This is a genomic window from Tabrizicola soli (genome assembly GCF_015999335.1).
Taxonomy (GTDB): domain Bacteria; phylum Pseudomonadota; class Alphaproteobacteria; order Rhodobacterales; family Rhodobacteraceae; genus Tabrizicola; species Tabrizicola soli.
In genome coordinates this window covers 102,659-120,759 of sequence record NZ_JAEACP010000010.1, presented here as the reverse complement: position 1 = coordinate 120,759, position 18,101 = coordinate 102,659, and the positions used below count along the sequence as shown (strand labels likewise).

Below are 18,101 nucleotides of genomic sequence, written 5' to 3'. Positions count from 1 at the left end.
CTCTTCCGGCCGCTGTCCGAGGGGGGAACCGCCCTGGCCTTGGCCGGGGCGGGGCGAAGCGCGGGTCAGAACCCGCTGATCAGTTCGATCTTCGATCCGTCGCTGAAACGGTTGAAGCGGAAGGCGGCGGGATCGACCAGCGGCGTCCGCCCGGTGACGAGATCGGCCATGAGCCGCCCCGCCGCAGGGCCGATGCCGAAGCCGTGGCCGGAAAAGCCCGAGGCCATGAAGAACCCCGGCACCTGGTCGATGGCCGAGATCACCGGCACCGCATCCGGGGTCACGTCGATATAGCCGGCCCAGCGTTGCGCGATCTCGGCCTTGGCGAAGACCGGGAAGGCGCGGCGGGCGGCGGCCAGCGCGCGGTCGGAGAGCTTGCGGTTCGGCACCGGGTCCAGCACGCGGTTGTATTCGAAGGGGCTCGGCTCATCCATCGCCCAGCGGTTGGGGATCCGCGCCTCGTCGAAGTAGCGCCAGCCGAAACGGAAGCTGAGCGAGCGCCATTCCTTGCGGAAGGCGGGCAGGAAGCTCCAGGCGTAGCGGAAGGACTTCGGCACGATGTCGACGATGTTCTCGTGCCCCGAGGCGATGGTATAGCCGCCGTCCTGCCGCCGCCGCACGGCAAAGTCGCCGTGCCAGATCGCCTGCTCCGGCCCGCCCTCGAGCGGCTTGGTGCGCAGGACCGAGTTCATCACCTTCAATTGCGGAAAGTCGATCCCCAGATTGCCCGCGAACAGGCTGGACCAGGCCCCGCCCGCCAGAACCACCGCCTTGCAGGCGATCGGGCCGCGTTCGGTGACGACGCCGCTGACCGCCCCGCCCGAGGTCTCGATCCCGCGCACGGCGCATTCGGTCAGCACATGCGCACCACGGTCGCGCGCGGCCTCGGCGATGGCGGGGGCGGCCTTCTGCGGCTCGGCCCTGCCGTCGGCGGCGGTGTAGAGCGCGCCCTTCAGCGGCATGTCCGCGCCGGGGAACATGTCCTTGAACTCGCGCTGGGAAAGCATCCGGCTGTCCAGCTGGTAGCCTTCCAGATTGCGGTTCCACTGTTCGTGCTGGGCGTATTGCAGATCGGTGGCGCAGGTGAACAGGATGCCCGCCCGGCGATAGCCGGTGTCGCGGCCGATGCGCTGGTCGAGGCCGGACCAGATGCGCAGCGCCTCGGCCATCAGCGGCACCTCGCGCGGGTCGCGGCGCGAGATGCGCACCCAGCCCCAGTTGCGGCTGGACTGCTCTTTCCCGATGCCGCCCTTTTCGCACAGCGCCACGCGCAGCCCGCCCTCGGCCAGTTCCAGCGCAGTAGACGCGCCGATGATGCCGCCGCCGATGACGACCACATCCACCTCGCGCGGAAGGTCGGGATCGCCGTGGACGGGAACGACATGGGGGCCGGGCATCAGAAACTTTCCTCCAGCTGGCAGTTCACGGCGAATTCGGCGACGCTGGCCTCGTTCGGCAGGTCGAGAAGCAGGGCGATGATCCGGGCCAGGTCCTGCGGGTCGGTCATCCGGTCGACCGGGAAATCGGTGATCGACCGCGCCATGTCGGTGGCGACGAAACCCGGACAGACGGCGGTGGCGCGGATGCCGTCGGCAAAGCCCTCGTGCCGCAGGCCATGGGCCAGGGCCACGGCGGCGAATTTCGACAGCGAGTAGCTGCCGGCCTTGGCCGACTTGACCCGCTTGCCGGAAAGCGAGGCCAGGATGACCACCCGCCCGCGCCCGCTGGCCCGCAGCAGGGGCCAGGCCGCCTGCGCCAGACGGCGGGGCGACATCACATGCACATCCATCATCGCGCGGATGTCGTCATCGCTGGCCTCGATCACCGATTTCGGGGTCATCACCCCGGCATTGGCCACCACCGCGTCGATCCGGCCGAAACGGTCCGCCACCGCCCTGACCCATGCCGCATCCGACGCAGGATCCGAGGCGTCATGCGCCTGCACATGCACCGCATCGGTCGCCCAGTCCGGCAGCACCGGCTGCCGCATCCCCAGCGAGACCGCCCAGCCGTCCTGCACCAGCCGCCGGCCAAGGGCCGCCCCGATCCCGCGGCTGGCGCCGGAGATCATCGCGACCCGGGTCATTTCCCGGCCTCCTGCAACCGCCGGTAGGCACGTTTCAGGATGTCGATCAGGATCTTCTGCTCATCCTGCGGGATGATGCGGTCGAAGAAGTCCTCGGACTGCTGGACCACGATCTCGCGCACCTTGACCGCCAGCGCCGCGCCCTTGGGGGTGATGTACAACTCCTGCGCCCGGCTGTCCTCGGCGTTGGTCTGGCGGGTGATCAGCCCCTGCTGCTCCAGCGTATCGAGGATGCGTCCCATCGCCGAACGATCCCGTGCCGCCAGATCCGCCACCACCGAGGGCCGGATGCCCGGATGGCTGTCGATCAGCAGCAGCGCGGTGATCTTGCCTTTGCCCTTGGCCACCTCGAGGTTGGCCAGGCGCTGGTCCAGGTCGCGCGAGACCTTGGTGTCGATCACGCGGATATAGAAGCTGAGGACGTTTTCCAGCACGTCCAGGTCGACATGATCGACCCGCGTGGCCGTGCTGACGTCAGGACCGTTCATGCGCAGTGCCCCATCCCGCCTTCGATTCGCTTGTCTCAGGCTCGTCCGGATGGTGGACAATTACAACTAATTTTAGTGGACAAGTGCAATCATTTTGCGGGCCGCCGCCATTAATGCGCCAGCACCTCGGAAAGAAACAGCCGCGTGCGCTCGTTCCTCGGCGCCTCGAAGAAGGCGGCGGGGGCGGCCTCCTCGACGATCTCGCCCTTGTCCATGAAGATCACCCGGTCGGCCACCTTGCGGGCGAAACCCATCTCGTGCGTGACGCAGATCATGGTCATGCCTTCGTTCGCAAGCGTCACCATCACGTCCAGCACCTCGGCGATCATCTCGGGGTCGAGGGCCGAGGTCGGCTCGTCGAACAGCAGGATCTCGGGTTGCATGCAAAGCGCGCGGGCGATGGCGACGCGCTGCTGCTGGCCGCCGGAAAGCTGGCCGGGGAACTTCGAGGCCTGGTCCAGGATGCGGACCTTCTCCAGGAACTTCAGCGCCAGGGCCTCGGCCACGGCGCGGGGGGTCTTGCGGACCAGGATCGGCGCAAGGGTGCAGTTCTCCAGCACGGTCATGTGCGGAAACAGGTTGAAGTGCTGGAAGACCATGCCCACCTCGCGCCGGACCGCGTCGATCGAGGCGAGGTTGTCGTCCAGAAGCGTGCCGAAGACGCGGATCTCGCCGCTGTCATGCTCTTCCAGCTGGTTGATGCAGCGGATCATGGTCGACTTGCCCGAGCCGGACGGGCCGCAGACCACCACGCGCTCTCCCTTCCGCACGGTCAGCGACAGGCCGCACAACGCGTGGAACGTGCCGTAGAACTTGTTCAGGTCGCGGATCGCGATGGCGGGGGCGGTGAGGTCCATGGTCACTCCTTGCGGTGTCCGGCGTTCATCCGGGCCTCGAGATAGGCGCCATAGCGCGACAGGCCGAAGACGAAGAGGAAGTAGATGGCGGCGACGAAGGCGTAGACCTCGACATAGGCGAACTTCCATTCGCCGGTCTTGTAGGCGGTGTTGCCCGCCGCGAGCAGGTCGATGAAACCGACCACGACGACCAGCGAGGTCTCCATGAAGGCGACGACGAACTGGTTGATCGTGGCGGGCAGGGCCAGGCGGAAGGCCTGCGGCAGGAGGACCCGCGACATGCGCTGCCAATAGGGCAGGCCAAGCGCCTTGGCCGCCTCGTCCTGGCCGCGCGGGATGCCCTGGAAACCGCCGCGGATGATCTCGGCCTGATAGGCGGCGAAGAACAGCGCCGCGCCGCAGATCACGCGGTAGAGCTTCTCGCCGATCAGGAAGCCGGGCAGCATGAAGGGCACGACGATGGCGAAGGTGAAGAGGATGGACAGCAGCGGCAGCGAGCGGATCGTGTCGATGATCCAGCCGGTGACGCGGGCGACCACCGGAAGCTCGGACCGGCGCATGAGCGCGAGGAGGATCGCCAGCGGCATGCCGGCGACCGCCGTGGCCACGAAGATGAACAGCGTCAGCGGCAGACCGCCCCATTGCTGCTCGTTGACCACGGACAGGCCAAGGATGCCGCCGCGCATCAGGATGTAGAAGCCCGCAGCGCCCAGGCCCCAGGTCAGGGCGAGACGGCGGAAGCTCCACATCCGGGGCAGGCAGGAGAGGAGGATGATCCCCGCGACGACCGCGCAGGCGAACGAGGGGCGCCATTGCTCGTCATAGGGGTAGATGCCGAACAGGATCACCCGCCAGCGCGCGGCGATCACCGACCAGCAGGCCCCGCCCGCCTGCACGCATTCGGCCTGCGTGGCGGCGGCCGAGAAGGTGGCGTCGAGGAGCGCCCAGTTCATCAGCCACCAGCCAAGGCCCAGAAGGATGCCGAGGCTGGCCAGCGTCATCAGGGCCGAGGCCGGCGAGCCGAAATAATCCCTGCGCAGCCGCCTGAACCTGCGGGCCGGCGGCGTGAGCGCGGGTGCGGCGGGCAGGGCGGTCATGCGGCGCCTCCGGTGTTGTGGCCCTTCAGCGCGATGGCCCGGTTCAGCCGGTTCAGGACGGCCGCGAGCGAGAAGTTGACGACCAGGAAGCCGCCCATCAGGATGCCGATCAGCTCCAGCGTCTGGCCGGAATGGGTGATCGAGCTGGCGATGACCATGAAGAAGTCGGAAAAGCCCACGGCGATGCCCAGCGTGGTCGCCTTGATCAGCCAGACATACTGGTTGATCAGGATCGGCAGCATGGCCCGGAAGGCCAGCGGCAGGCGCACGCGGCTGAAGACCTGCCAGGGCGACAGGCCCAGGGCGCGGGCGGCCTCCAGCTGGCCGCGGCCCACGGCCTTGAAACCGCCGCGGACGATCTCTCCGACATAGGCGCCGCCATAGGTCATGATGGCGATGGCGAGGCAGGCGAACTCGGGCTGCACCCGGATGCCGCCGTCGATGCGCAGGCCCCTGGGCTGGGGCAGGCTCAGCCAGCCGGTGCCGGGCGGATGGGTGGCGAGGGCGATGGCGGCGGAGGCGAGGATCGCCAGCAAGACCAGGCTCAGGGCGAGGACCCGGCGCGGCACGGGCTCCATCCGGGCGAAGCGGCGGGCGGCGAGGACCCGGATGGCGAGGGCAAGGCCCAGAAGCAGGATGGCGGCGATGACGATGGCAGCGCCATAGGGGACCGCCAGCCCCGGCAGGTAGATCCCGCGCGAGGAGAGGAGCGCGGGGCCAAGGTCGAGCGCCGCGCGCGGGTTGGGCAGGGCGTTGGCCAGCGCGTACCAGAAGAAAAGCTGCAGGATCAGCGGCAGGTTGCGGAAGAGCTCGATGTAGAGCGTGGCAAGGAAACGCGCCGCCGGATTCCGCCCGGATCGCATCAGCCCGACGATCAGGCCGATGACGCTGGCCCCGCCCAGGCCGATCAGCCCCATCAGCAGGGTGTTCAGCAGGCCCAGGAGCAGGAACCACCAGTAGGGATCGGTCGGCGCGGCGGGCAGGAGGGTGAAGTTCATCTCCCAGCCCGTGCTTGTCCACAGGAAGTCGAAGCCCGAGGTCATGCCCTGCGCCGAAAGGTTCGCGCGGGCGGTCAGCGTGGCGGCGACGATCGCGGCGAGGAGGGCCAGCGCGAAACCGCCCTGCAGCAGAAGGCTGCGGGTGGTCCTGCTGCGCCAGAGGGGGGCTGCGGGCATCGGCATGGGGCTTTCAGGATGGGGCCGACCGCGACGCCTGTGCCGCGGCCGGCGAAGGGGATCAGTCGACGACCAGCGGGAACAGGACCCCACCGTCCTTCCACAGCGCGGTCATCTCGCGCGGCATCTTGTAGGCAGAGCCCTGGCCGAGGCTGCGCTCGAAGATCTCGGAGTAGTTGCCGACCTGCCTGATCACGTTGTAGGCCCAGTCGTCCGCCAGCCCGAGGCCCTTGCCCATGCCCGGCGTCGCGCCCAGGAACTTGCCGATCTCGGCGGTGGGCGGGTTGGCCTTGATCTCGTCGATGTTGGCCGAGGTGATGCCCTCCTGCTCGGCGAAGAGGAGGGCCGAGAGCGTCCAGTTGGCGATGTCCACCCAGTTGTCGTCGCCCTGGCGGGTGATCATCACTTCCGGCTCCATCGCCAGCACGTCGGGCAGAAGCGTGTGGGCCGCCGGATTCTCGGACTGCGAGGCGGCGATCGCCAGCACCGGGCCCCAGGCGGCGAAGGTGTCGCAGCGGCCGGACATGTAGGCGGCCTCGACTTCCTCGTTCTTCTCGATCGCGACGATCTCCATCTCGATCCCCTGCGCGGCGAGGTAGGAGCTGACCTGACGCTCGGTCGAGGTCGAGGCCGGCACGCAGACCGAGCCTCCGGCGGCATCCTTCAGGCTGGCCAGGCCCAGTTCGGCATGGGCCATGACCTTGGTGGTGCCGAGGTAGTAGGAGTTCGAGAATTGCAGGCCAAGCTCGCCGTCACGCGAAAGGGTTCCGCCCGAGGCCTTGATCACGATGTCGATGTCGCCCGATTGCAGCGAGGGCCAGCGTTGCGCCCAGTCGATCGGGATGATGTTGGCCTTGGACGGGTCGCCGAAGATCGCCGTGGTCATCGCGCGGCACAGCTCGATGTCCAGTCCCTTCCAGACCCCCTTGTCGTCCACCTCCGCGAAGCCGAGGTAGGAGCCGATGTCCCCCGGGCAGTTCAGCGTGCCGCGCGCCTGCACGGCCTTCAGCGTGTCGCCCGTCCCGGCGCTGGCGGTGAGGGGGGTCAGGGCCAGCGCCCCGAAGGCAAGCGTCGTCGTCATGAGCCAGTTCATTCGTGCCACTCCCATATTGGCGGTCCGCGCAGGCAAAGGTCGGCCGTCACCGGCCGGGCCTGCGCTGCCGGTCGGGGTCAAGTCCCTGGGATGTCAGGGTATTTCTGTCAGGCGTAGATGTAGCCGCCCGAGACGATGATGTTCTCGCCGGTCATGTAGGTGTTGCGCGGGCCCCCGGCCATCAGCACCCATTCCGCCATTTCCTCGGGCTCGCCGCCGCGGCCGAGGGGGCTGGCCTTGGCCAGTTCGCCGAGGAAGCCCAGTTCGCGGGCCTTTTCCGTCGCCATCCCGGCGGGCGCGACCGAGTTCACCAGGATCCCGTCCGGCGCAACCGCATGGGCCATGCTTTTCGTGAGGCTGACCACGGCGGCCTTGGTGGCGGCGTAATGCGCGTTCTGCGGATGGGCCTTGAACGCATCCACCGAAGTGATGTTGACGATCCGGCCCCGGACCCGGTCCTTCACCTCTTGCGCCTGCATGTGGCGGACCGCGGCGACCATCATGTGATAGGTGCCCTTGACGTTGATCGCGTTCGAGGCGTCCCAGTCGGCGTCGGTGATCTCGAGGATCGGCTTCCTTGGGTAGATCGCGGCCGAGTTCACCAGCGTGTCCACCCGGCCAAGCGCGGCGGCGATGCGGTCGAAGGCCTCATGCGCGGCGGGCGCGGTGCGGATGTCGCAGGCGGCGAATGCAATGGGAATGCCCGCCACGCGGGCGGGTTCCAGTGCGGCTTCGGCGGCCTCGGGGTTCAGGTCGATGATGCCAAGGGCCGAGGCGCCCTCGGCCACGGCCATCCGGGCCAGAAGCGCGCCGAGACCGGCGCCCCCGCCGACGATCACGACAGACAAGCCCTTCATTTCGATTTCTCCGCTGCGGGAACCTGGGGGGTGACGGGCTGGCGCGTGGGCAGGATGTCGAAGCGCGCGACATCCACATGCGCGGGAAGGTTCAGGACGGCCAGCACCATGGCGGCCACGTCCTCGGGCTGGACGGCGGTCTGGCCGGCATACATCGCCGCCCGCGCCCCGGCCGTCAGCACGTCCTTGTAAAGCGGGCTTTCGACGCGGCCCGCGACGATCTCGGTCACGCGCACGCCCGAGGCCGAGAGGTCCAGCCGCAGGCTTTGGGCGAAGGCGCCAAGCGCAGCCTTGGTCGCGGCATAGACCGCCATGTTGGGATAGGGCGTATGCGCCGCGACCGAGCCGGTGAAGAAGACGTGCCCCCGGCCCCGCGCCTGCATCCCCGGCGCGACGGCATGGGTCACCAGCAGCGCCTGCGTCAGGTTGGTGGCGACCATGCGGTGGATGTCGGCCTCGGCCATGGTGCAGAAGTTGCCGGGGGCGGTCACCATCCCGGCATTGTTCACCAGGATCTCCACCTCTTCCCCGGCGAGGGCCTTCGCCAGGGCGGGGGGAAGGCCGTCCGGATCGGAGAGGTCGAGGGCCAGGGGCGTCAGGCCCTGCGCCGCAAGCTCCTCCAGCGCCGCCGGATTGCGGCCGGTCGCGATGACCCGGTGGCCCGCCGCGTGCAGCGCCAGGGCGATGGCCCGCCCGATCCCGCTTGTTGCCCCTGTTACCAAAGCCCTTGGCATGTCATCCCCCTGCCTCTGAAGAAAGCTGCACCAGAACGGCGCCGGACCAAATCAAGAAAAACGTCCGAAGAACAAGAATTACTTGCCATCCATTCCCCCGGCCAGCCGGCGGATCTCGCGCTCGTCCGGGCTGTCCCAGCTTTCGGCGAGGGTCCAGCGGCAGAAGGCGGCGATGGTCTTCACCCGCCGGTGCGCCTTGGGCAGGACAAGATAGAAGCCGGGGATCTGCTCCTCGGGCATCCGGTGCATCGCCTCGGCCCCGAAGGGCGCGACCAGCTTGCCCAGCTTCAGGTCCTCGGCCGCGTCGATGGTCGAGATCAGGCCGATCCCCAGCCCCGCCAGCGTCGCCCGCCGCATGGTGGCCGCGTCCTGCAACTGCATGTCCGCCTTGCCGGCCCGCTCGGCGACGCCAAGGTGGCGCAGGACGTTCGGCCAAAGCTCGGGCGACAGGACCGGGTGCAGCAGCGGCATGTCGCGCAGGGTTTCCGGGCCGGCGATCCGGCGGGCCAGGTCGGGCGTGCAGCAGATCACCTTGTAGTCGCGCAACAGGAGCGTCGCCTCGCAGCCCTTCCAGCTGCCATAGCCCCACTGGATCGCCACATCGACGTCGTCGGCGACGAAATCCGGCAGTTCCACCATCGTGGTCAGGCGCAGGTCGGCATCCGGGGAGGTCTCGCGGAAGCGGGTGATCCGGTCGAGGAGGTAGCGCGTCGCGAAATAGGGGCTGGCGTTCACGTTGATCCGGTTGCGGGTGTCGGACTTCGCCACCCGGCGCACGCCTTCGGCCAGCTCGTCGAAGGCCGCCTGCACGAAATGCGCCAGCAGGATCGCCTTCTCGTTCGGCTCGATCGCGCGGCCCCGGCGCTCGAACAACTCGGCGCCCAGCGTGTCTTCCAGAAGCTTGATCTGCTGGCTCACCGCCTGGGGTGTCACGCTGAGTTCGTCCGCCGCCGCCCGGAACGACCGATGCCGCACGACGGTATGGAACACGCGCAGCGCGTTCAGCGGCGGCAGCCGGGCAGGGGCGTTGCTCATGTCGGACCCCGTGCCATGGCGTCAGATCACCGCCTTTTCCAGGAAGGGGCGGTTCTGCAGGATGCGCTCGTAGCCCACCTCGGACAGGTCCAGCGTGCGGAAACCGCCGTAGGTGATCAGTTCGGACACTCCCCGCCCCGCCGCGGGACCCTGCTGCAACCCGTGGCCCGAGAAGCCGTTGGCGTAGATGAAATTCCCCACCTCGGGATGCGCGCCCACGATCAGGTTGTGGTCCAGCGTGTTGAAGTCGTAGTGCCCGGCCCATTGGTTCACCACCTTGATCGCCTCGAAGGCGGGCGAGCGGGTGGCAAGGGCGGGCCAGATCAGGTCCTCGAATTCCTCCCAGCGGGGTTCGAAATCGTCCCAGTCCACCGCCGGATCCTCGACCGGCGGCGCGCCGGACAGGAAGAAGCGGCCCTCGGGGCGGCAGAAGACGCCCGAGGGGTCGATCATCAGCGGCAGGCGGCCCCGGTTGACCATGGCGCTGCCTTCCGGCGTGGCCGCGCAGTCGAAGACGAAGAGCGTGCGCTTCCTCGGCTCGACCGGCACGTCCAGCCCGGCCATCCGGGCGGTGAGCGCGGCACGGGGGCCCGAGGCGTTGACAATGGTTCCGGCCTGGACCGTGGCGCCGGATTGCAGCGTGACCGAGGTCACCCGCGCACCGTCGCGGCCGATCGCCACCACCTCGTCGGCGACATACTCCGCCCCGAGCGCGCGCGCCTTGGCCTTGAAGCCGTTCATCAGCCCGGTGTTGGAGAACCAGCCCTCGCCCGACCGGCCGTAGCTGGCCAGCAGGATGTCCTTCACCCGCAGATGCGGGAAGGCGCGGGCCAGCTCCTCTTGCCCCCAGAGCACGACATCCGCCCCGCAGGCGCGCTGGACCTCGTGGTTCTCGCGCAGGGTACGGACACCGTCCCCGGTATCGGCCAGGAACAGGTAGCCGCCCTGGTGGAAGTTCAGCTCGGGCGGGGCCTCTCCGGCGACCTGCATCGTGCGGGCGAAGTCCTTGATGAAGGCCGAGCCGAACTGGCTGATCCGCACGTTGATCGGGTTCGAGAACTGGAGCCGGATCGAGGAGGACGACAGCGAGGTCGAGGCGAAGCGATAGGTTGGGTCGCGTTCGACCACCAGCACGGACCCGGTGAAATCCGGGTTGGTCTTGAGGAAATAGGCGACGGCCGATCCGATGACCGCGCCGCCCACGATCACCACGTCATAGCTGGTCTTCATTTCGCGGCCCCACCCTTGTCGGCGTCGTCGGGGTGGCCGAGATCGACGAACCAGCCGCCCAGATGCTGCACGGCGGGGGCTTTCGGGTCGGGGACCGGGTGCTTCGCCTCGACCACGGCGCGGAAGGCTTCGGTGTTGTCCTGCGGGATATAGCCGAGGTGCCCGGCCAGCCGGTTGTCCACCGGCTTGACCGCATTGCCCGACAGCCCGAACGACAGGGTGAAACCCACGCGCGGGGCGGTCAGGGCAGCAGTGACCAGGCGGTTGCAATCGTCGAAGGACAGCCAGGACCAGAGCATCCGGCGATCGGCGGGCTCGGGGAAGCTGGAGAAGATGCGCAGCGCGGCGGTCTCGATCCCGAACTTGTCCCAGTAAAGCCGGCCAAGATCCTCGACGAAGCATTTCGACAACCCGTAAAGCCCGTCGGGGCGGTGGGGCGCGTCGGCGTCGATCCGGTCCTCAAGCCGGTGATAGCCGATCGCGTGGACCGAACTGGCATAGACCACCCGGCCGACCCCATGTTTCCGCGCGCCCTCGTAGATGTGATAGCTGCCCCGGATATTGCCGTTCAGGATCTGGTCCCAGGGCCGCTCCAGCGGGACGCCGCCGAAATGGACGATAGCGTCCACCCCTTCGCAGGCGGCGATGGTGGCCTCCATGTCGGCAAGGTCGAAGCGCAGGGCCTCCTCGTTCGGGGCGAGGTCGGTGATCCGGACCACGTCCGCCAGGCGCAGCTGGCGGCACAGCGGCGCGAGGCCCCGGCGGAGTTCCGTGCCCAGGCGGCCGGCGGCCCCGGTCAGCAGGATGCGGTCGAAGCGAGGATTGCTCATCATGCGGCCTTTGCGGGGGAAAGGGCGGCCACCGCCCGGGCGATGCGGGCGATGGCCTCGGTCAGGATCGCGTCCGAGGTGGCGGTCGAGATGCGGAAGAAGGGTGACAGGCCATAGGCCGCGCCCGGCACCGCGCCGACATGGGCGTGGTTCAGCAGGTAATCGGTGACGGCGGCATCGTCGGTCAGAACCCTGCCCTCGGGCGTGGTGCGGCCGATCAGCCCTTCGCAGCCGATATAGGCGTAGAAGGCCCCTTCGGGCGGGGAAAGCGTCAGGCCGGGAATCTGCGCGATCCCGGCGACGACCAGATCGCGACGGCGCTGGAACGCCTCGCGGAACTGCGCGATGCAGTCCTGCGGCCCGGTCAGCGCGGCCAGCGCCGCCGCCTGCATCGGGGCCGCGACCGAGGTGACGGACTGGCTTTGCACCGTGTTCATCGCCTTCAAGAGCGGCGCGGGACCGGCGGCATAGCCCACCCGCCAGCCGGTCATCGCATAGGCCTTGGCCACGCCGTTCACGATCAGCGTGCGGTCGCGCAGGTCCGGGCAGGCCTTGCCGAAAGAGACGAATTCGCGGCCGTCGAAGAGGATATGCTCATAGATCTCGTCCGACAGGACCAGCACCTGCGGATGACGGACCAGCACCGCGCCGAGCGCCTTGAGGTCGGCCCCGGAATAGACCGCACCCGAGGGATTGCCTGGGGTGTTCAGGAACAGCCACTTGGTGCGGGGCGTGATCGCGGCCTCCAGCGCCTCGGGCGTCAGGCGAAAGCCGGTGTCCGCCCCGCAGACCGGGGTGACCGGGACACCGCCGAGAAGCTTCACCATCTCGGGATAGCTGACGAAACAGGGCGCGGGCAGGATCGCCTCGTCGCCGTCGTTCAGGGTCGCCATCAGGGCGTTGAAGATGATCTGCTTGGCGCCGTTCGCCACCACGATCTCGTCCGCCGAATGGTCCAGACCATTCTCGCGCCGGAACTTCCCGGCCACGGCGGTACGCAGGGCAGGGGTTCCGGCTGCGGGGGTATAGAGCGTCTCGCCCGCCAGCGCCGCCTTGTGCGCCGCCTCGGCCACATGCGGGGGCGTCGGGAAGTCGGGCTCGCCCAGGCCCAGGTCGATCACGTCGAGGCCCTTGGCCCGCAGGGCCCTGGCCGCCATGGACGCGGCCATCGAGGCCGAGGGTTTCACCGCCGCGAGGCGCGTTGCGAGATAGCTCATTTGCCCACATAGCCTTTCGAGATGTCGTCCGCCCGCGCGGCAGGGTCGCGCCGGGCCGGATCGCCGAACCCGCCGCCGCCCGGCAGGTGCAGCACCAGCCGCCGACCGGCCGGGACATGCTGCCAGCCCTTCGGCTTCAGCACCGTGCCATCGTCCAGCGCGGCCCGGCCCGGAGCGCCCGGAGCGCCCCCGTCGCGTCCCCGTGCCGGATGGTTCATCCGGTCGAACATGGCCGAGAAGTCGAACTCATGCCCCGGCAGGGCCTCGATCTCGATCACCTGGCCGAGGCCGCCGCGATACTGGCCGTCGCCGCCGCTGTCGGGCCGCAGTTCCTTGCGCCAGACCACGACCGGGCCGGTATGCTCGGTCGCCTCGATCGGCATGGTCATCACGCCCGAGGGGAAGGCCGTCGCCGACAACCCGTCCAGGCCCGGCCGCGCGCCCATGCCGCCGGAGTTGAACATCAGGATCTCGGCCCGCCGCCCCGCCTGCCCGGCGACCGGGCGCACCGACATGTGGATGTTCCACAAGGCCGCCGCGCCCTCGGCCAGGACCTGTCCCGGCAGCGCCCTGGCCAGCGCCCCCAGCACGAGGTCCGGCACCAGATGCCCGATCACATGGCGTACCGAGACCGGCGCGGGGCGGGGGGCGTTCAGGATGTTCTCGGGCGAGGAGATGGTGAAGGCCTCCAGCGAGGCCCAGTTGTTCGGGATGTCCGGCGCCACCACGCATTTCAGCGCGTAGGAGGCATAGGCCTTGGTATAGATGATCGGCACGTTGATGCCGTGCGTGCTGATCGGGTCGGTGCCGGTGAAATCGACGTTCACCACATCCTCCCCGATCTCGACCGAGCAGGCCAGCCGCACCGGGCGGTCGTAGCCGTCGGTCAGGAGATCATTCTCCCACCGCCCCCTGGGCAGGGCGCGGATCCGCTCCAGCATCGCCGCGCGGGTCCGGGTGAAGATGAACTCCCCCAGCGCATCCAGGCTCTCCAGCCCGATTTCCTGCATCATCGCGATCAGGCGCTCATGGCCCACGTCGTTGCAGGCGGCCAGCGAGTAGAAGTCGCCCACCACCTGGTTGGGCTCGCGCACGTTGGCGCGCAGGATGCGGATCAGGTCGGCATTCACCCGGCCGCGCTCGGCGAACTTCATGATCGGGATCTGGATCCCTTCCTCATAGACCGACTTGCCGTCCGCCCCGAAGCCGCGCCCGCCGACGTCGACCACATGCGCGGTGCAGGCGAAGAAGCCGACCAGCCGCTCGCCCTTGAAGCTGGGCGAGACCATGGTGATGTCGTGCAGGTGCCCGGTGCCCTTCCAGGGGTCGTTGGTGACATAGGTGTCGCCGGGGAACATGTTCTCGCGCCCGATCCCGGCGATGAAATGCAGCACCGCCTCGGCCATGGTGTTGACATGGCCCGGCGTGCCGGTGACCGCTTGGGCCAGCATCCGCCCCTCGGGATCGAAGACGCCGGCCGACAGGTCGCCCGCCTCGCGCACGCTGGTGGAAAAGGCGGTGCGCAACAGCGTCATCGCCTGTTCCTCGACCACCGAGATCAGGCGGTTCCACATCACCTGCATGCGGATTTCCAGGGTTGCGTCACTCATCGCGCGGCCTCCTTGCGCAGCAGCAGCAGCGAGCCGTCGGACTGCATCACCACATCGAAGGGCGAGGTCACCACGGTCGCGGTCTCGCGTTCGACCACCACGGCGGGGCCGGCGACACGCTGCCCGGCCCGCAGGCTGTCGCGGACCACGATGGCAGAAGTCAGGGCCTCACCCCGGGCCGGGTCGAAGACCGGGCGTGAGAGCGGGTCACCCGCCGCCTCCCGGCCCAGGGCAAGCTCGTGCCGGTCGGGGGCGGGACGGATGTCCTCTGCCTTGACCGAGAAGGTGACGATCTCGATTTCCAGACCATCCAGCCCGTCGATGGCGCGGCCGAAGAAGCGGGCGTAGTCCTGGCGGAACCCGTCACGCAGAAGCCGGGCGTCCGCGGCGGTGAAGGGGCGGTCGGGCAGGGGGACCGGGATCTCCCAGCCCTGGCCGACATAGCGCATGAAGGCGGTGATCTCGCGCCGGATCGGGCCTTCGGCGCCGGCGCGGACAAAGCCTTCGGCGGTGGATTTCAGCCCGTCCAGCAGCGTATTCACGGCAGTTGCATCGAAATCCGAAAGCCGGATGATCTTGGAGGCCAGCGCCTCATAGCCGAAGGGTGCCCTCAGGAAGCCGATGGCCGACCCCACGCCCGCGCCGGGCGGGATCAGGCAGCGGTCGATCCCCAGTTTCTCGCACAGCCGCGCGGCATGCAAGGGCGCGGCGCCGCCGAAGGCGATCATCAGGTTGTCCGAGATGTTCTTGCCGTTCTCGACCGCATGGACGCGGGCGGCATTGGCCATGTTCTCGTCCACCACCTCGCAGATGCCGAAGGCGGCGGCTTCCGGGACCAGGCCCAGCCGGTCGCCCACCTCACGGGCGATCGCGGCCTTTGCCTTTTCGACCGACAGCCGGATCGCCCCGCCCGCGAAGTTCTCGGGGTCGATCTTGCCCAGCACCAGATCGGCATCGGTGATCGCCGGGCGCTCGCCGCCGCGCTGATAGCAGGCCGGACCGGGTTCCGAGGCCGCGCTCTCCGGCCCGGTCTGGATCCGGCCCATCGCATCGACCCAGGCGATCGAGCCGCCGCCCGCGCCGATCTCGATCATCTCGATCACCGGGATGGAAATCGGCATCCCCGAGCCCTTGGCGAAACGGGTGGTGCGCGCGACCTCGAAGGTGCGGGCGGTCTTGGGCGCGAAATCCTCGATCAGGCAGATCTTGGCCGTGGTGCCGCCCATGTCGTAGCTGACCACCTTCTCCAGCCCGAAGCGCCGGGCCACGTCGGCGGCGAAGATCGCGCCCCCCGCCGGGCCGGATTCGACCAGCCGCACCGGAAATTCCGCCGCCGTCTCGACGCTGATCAACCCGCCGCCGGAATGGATCATGAAGACCGGGCAACCCGCGCCCTTCTCGGCCAGCCGCACCTGAAGCCGGCCCAGGTAATCGGCCATCTGCGGCCGGACATAGGCATTGGCGCAGACGGTGTTGAACCTCTCGAACTCGCGCATCTGCGGCGAGACTTCGGACGAGATCGAGATCGGCAGGTCCACCCTGGCCGCGATGATCGCGCGGGCGCGTTCCTCATGCGCGGGGTTCATGTAGGAATGGATAAAGCCGATGGCGACCGCACCATAGCCCCCCGCCGCGATCCGGTCGGCGATGGCCTGAAGCGCGGCCTCGTCCAGCGGCTGCAACTCCTGCCCCTGCGCGCCGATCCGTCCGGCGACGGGAAAACGGTCCTCGCGCGGGACCAGCGGAGCGGGGAGGCGCAGGTTCAGGTCGTATTGCTCGAACCGGCTTTCGGTCCGCATCTCGATCACGTCGCGAAAGCCCTCGGTCGTCACGAAGGCCGTCCGTGCGCCGCGCCGCTCGATCAGCGCATTGGTGGCCAGCGTCGTGCCGTGGATCACGATGTCGAGGTCGGCGCAGGACAGCCCCGCCTCGGCCAACACCAGGTCGATCCCGTCCAGGATCGCCTGCTCGGGCGCCGCGTAATTGGTCAGCACCTTGGTCGAGTGCATGCGCCCCCGCACGTCCAGCGCGATGTCGGTGAAGGTGCCGCCGATATCGGCGCCCAATCGGATCTGGCTTCGGATCTGGGGGTTCATTTCCTGTCCTTTGCCGCAAGCGCCGCCGCGCGCATCTGCGAAAGCGTCTGGCGCGGGGTCAGCGCCTCGGGGCTGATGTCGAGGTCCAGCACCGCCCCCGTGCGCGAGGCAAGCGCGCGGGCGAAGGCGGCGGGGAAGTCCTCGGTCCGCTCCACCCGCTCGGCATGGTAGCCATAGGCGCGGGCGAGCATCGTGAAATCCGGGTTCTCCAAGGAGGTGCCGGAGACGCGGGCGGGATAGGTGCGCTCCTGATGCGCGCGGATCGTGCCGTAGATGCCGTTGTTCAGGATCAGGACGATCGGCTGCGCCCCGGCCTGCATCGCCGTGCCCAGCTCCTGGCAGTTCATCTGGAAATCGCCGTCGCCCGCAAAGCAGACGACCGTCCGCTCGGGGTGGGCGACCTTGGCGGCCACGGCGGCGGGCAGGCCATAGCCCATGGCCCCCGACTGCGGCGCCAGAAGCCGTGCCTTCGGGCCGAACTTGAAGAACTTGTTCGGCCAGACGGTGAAATTGCCCGCCCCGTTGGTCAGGATCGCGTCCTCGGGCAGGACCTCGCGCAGATGCGCCGTCACCAGCCCCATGTCCACGGGCGAGGGCTGGGGCCCAAGCTCGAACCCCGCCTCCCACTCGGCCCGCGCCTGCTTGCGCCAGTCGGACCAGCCGCCCCTGACCGGGCGCAGCGCGGCGGCAAAGGCGTTCGGTCCGGCAGGAACCCCAAGCGCAGGTTGATAGACCTTGCCAATCTCGCGGTCGGACCCGTGCACATGGATCAGGGTCTGCGACGGCACCGGCACCGACAGCAGCGTATAGCCGTCCGTCGTCATCTCGCCGAAGCGGGTGTTGATCGCCAGGATCACATCCGCCTCGCGGACCAGCCGCTTGACGTTCGCGGGCATCCCCACGCCCGCCTCGCCCGCATAGACCGGGGAGTGGTTGTCGAACTGGTCCTGATAACGGAAGGCGGCGATGACGGGGATGTCCGAGGCCTCGGCAAAGGTTTGCAGATCCGTGCGGCCCTGCCCGGTCCAGTTGCAGCCGCCGATCAAGATGAGGGGTCGCGAGGCCCCGGCCAAGAGCGCCAGCGCCTCCTCCACCGCGGCGGGGGCCGGCGCGGCTTCGGCGATCCGGGCCGGGCCAGCCAGCGGGGCGGCAGCGGTGAGTGCGGTCAGCATGTCCTCGGGCAGGGCGATGACCACGGGGCCGGGGCGGCCGGTGGTCGCGGTGACCCAGGCGCGGGCAAGGATTTCCGGGATGCGTTCGACCCGGTCGATCTCGACCGCCCATTTCGCCATCGTCCCGAAGACCGCGCGATAGTCGATCTCCTGGAATGCCTCGCGGCCCTTCATGTCGGTGCCGACCTGGCCCACGAAGCACAGCATCGGCGCCGAATCCTGCATCGCGGTGTGGATGCCGATCGAGGCGTTCGTCACCCCCGGACCCCGCGTCACCATGCAGATGCCGGGGCTGCCCGTCAGCTTGCCCCAGGCGGCGGCCATGAAGGCGGCCCCGCCCTCGTTCCGGCAGAGGACGAAGTCCAGCCGCCCGCCCGTGTCGTGCAGCGCGTCCAGCACCGCCAGATAGCTTTCGCCCGGAACCCCGAAGGCCTTGGTCGCCCCAAGCGCCGCAAGGCTTTCCACCAGTAGCCGACCGCCGTTTCGCATCATGCGTCTTCCCAATCTGCCTTGAAGTTCATCCT

Annotated in this window: 16 protein-coding genes; all 16 read right to left on the bottom strand. The window is 68.8% G+C overall.

All coding sequences use genetic code 11. From position 1 onward, the window contains the following. Nucleotides 1-65: 65 nt before the first annotated feature. Entirely contained in the window at nt 66-1,397 is a 1,332-nt protein-coding gene (locus I7S92_RS10970) for an NAD(P)/FAD-dependent oxidoreductase (RefSeq protein ID WP_197643901.1), read from the bottom strand. Beyond that, nucleotides 1,397-2,086 carry an SDR family NAD(P)-dependent oxidoreductase gene (locus tag I7S92_RS10965; protein WP_197643898.1) on the bottom strand — a complete coding sequence of 230 codons (690 nt, stop codon included), beginning with the start codon at nt 2,084-2,086 and terminating at the stop codon, nt 1,397-1,399. Before I7S92_RS10965 ends, I7S92_RS10970 begins: the two co-directional genes overlap by 1 nt. Beyond that, nucleotides 2,083-2,574, bottom strand: coding sequence for a MarR family winged helix-turn-helix transcriptional regulator (locus I7S92_RS10960; RefSeq protein ID WP_197643896.1), 492 nt, complete (start codon nt 2,572-2,574; stop codon nt 2,083-2,085). Before I7S92_RS10960 ends, I7S92_RS10965 begins: the two co-directional genes overlap by 4 nt. Nucleotides 2,575-2,684: 110 nt before the next feature. Beyond that, nucleotides 2,685-3,431, bottom strand: coding sequence for an amino acid ABC transporter ATP-binding protein (locus I7S92_RS10955; protein WP_197643895.1), 747 nt, complete (start codon nt 3,429-3,431; stop codon nt 2,685-2,687). 2 nt (nt 3,432-3,433) lie between these two features. Continuing rightward, entirely contained in the window at nt 3,434-4,528 is a 1,095-nt protein-coding gene (locus I7S92_RS10950; protein ID WP_197643893.1) for an amino acid ABC transporter permease, read from the bottom strand. After that, a complete protein-coding gene (locus I7S92_RS10945; protein ID WP_197643891.1) occupies nt 4,525-5,703 on the bottom strand; it encodes an ABC transporter permease subunit in 1,179 nt (392 codons plus the stop codon). Before I7S92_RS10945 ends, I7S92_RS10950 begins: the two co-directional genes overlap by 4 nt. Nucleotides 5,704-5,764: 61 nt before the next feature. After that, nucleotides 5,765-6,796 carry an amino acid ABC transporter substrate-binding protein gene (locus tag I7S92_RS10940; RefSeq protein WP_197643890.1) on the bottom strand — a complete coding sequence of 344 codons (1,032 nt, stop codon included), beginning with the start codon at nt 6,794-6,796 and terminating at the stop codon, nt 5,765-5,767. A 107-nt stretch (nt 6,797-6,903) separates the two neighbouring features. Continuing rightward, nucleotides 6,904-7,653 carry an SDR family NAD(P)-dependent oxidoreductase gene (locus I7S92_RS10935; RefSeq protein ID WP_197643888.1) on the bottom strand — a complete coding sequence of 250 codons (750 nt, stop codon included), beginning with the start codon at nt 7,651-7,653 and terminating at the stop codon, nt 6,904-6,906. Continuing rightward, nucleotides 7,650-8,387 carry an SDR family oxidoreductase gene (locus tag I7S92_RS10930; RefSeq protein WP_197643886.1) on the bottom strand — a complete coding sequence of 246 codons (738 nt, stop codon included), beginning with the start codon at nt 8,385-8,387 and terminating at the stop codon, nt 7,650-7,652. The genes I7S92_RS10935 and I7S92_RS10930 overlap by 4 nt, the downstream gene beginning before the upstream one ends. Nucleotides 8,388-8,465: 78 nt before the next feature. Next, nucleotides 8,466-9,422, bottom strand: coding sequence for a LysR substrate-binding domain-containing protein (locus tag I7S92_RS10925; RefSeq protein ID WP_197643884.1), 957 nt, complete (start codon nt 9,420-9,422; stop codon nt 8,466-8,468). A 21-nt stretch (nt 9,423-9,443) separates the two neighbouring features. After that, nucleotides 9,444-10,652, bottom strand: coding sequence for an NAD(P)/FAD-dependent oxidoreductase (locus I7S92_RS10920; protein ID WP_197643882.1), 1,209 nt, complete (start codon nt 10,650-10,652; stop codon nt 9,444-9,446). Continuing rightward, complete coding sequence (locus I7S92_RS10915) at nt 10,649-11,482, bottom strand: NAD-dependent epimerase/dehydratase family protein (protein WP_197643880.1); 834 nt, start codon at nt 11,480-11,482, stop codon at nt 10,649-10,651. The genes I7S92_RS10920 and I7S92_RS10915 overlap by 4 nt, the downstream gene beginning before the upstream one ends. After that, nucleotides 11,482-12,699, bottom strand: a complete 1,218-nt coding sequence (locus I7S92_RS10910) for a pyridoxal phosphate-dependent aminotransferase (RefSeq protein ID WP_197643878.1) — start codon at nt 12,697-12,699, stop codon at nt 11,482-11,484. Before I7S92_RS10910 ends, I7S92_RS10915 begins: the two co-directional genes overlap by 1 nt. Beyond that, nucleotides 12,696-14,309 (bottom strand): hydantoinase B/oxoprolinase family protein, encoded by a 1,614-nt coding sequence (locus I7S92_RS10905; protein ID WP_197643877.1) that lies wholly within the window; start codon nt 14,307-14,309, stop codon nt 12,696-12,698. Before I7S92_RS10905 ends, I7S92_RS10910 begins: the two co-directional genes overlap by 4 nt. Further along, entirely contained in the window at nt 14,306-16,405 is a 2,100-nt protein-coding gene (locus tag I7S92_RS10900; protein ID WP_197643876.1) for a hydantoinase/oxoprolinase family protein, read from the bottom strand. The genes I7S92_RS10905 and I7S92_RS10900 overlap by 4 nt, the downstream gene beginning before the upstream one ends. Beyond that, on the bottom strand, nt 16,402-18,069 hold the full coding sequence (locus tag I7S92_RS10895; protein ID WP_197643875.1) for a thiamine pyrophosphate-dependent enzyme: 1,668 nt from the start codon (nt 18,067-18,069) through the stop codon (nt 16,402-16,404). Before I7S92_RS10895 ends, I7S92_RS10900 begins: the two co-directional genes overlap by 4 nt. Between the last annotated feature and the right edge of the window lie 32 nt (nt 18,070-18,101).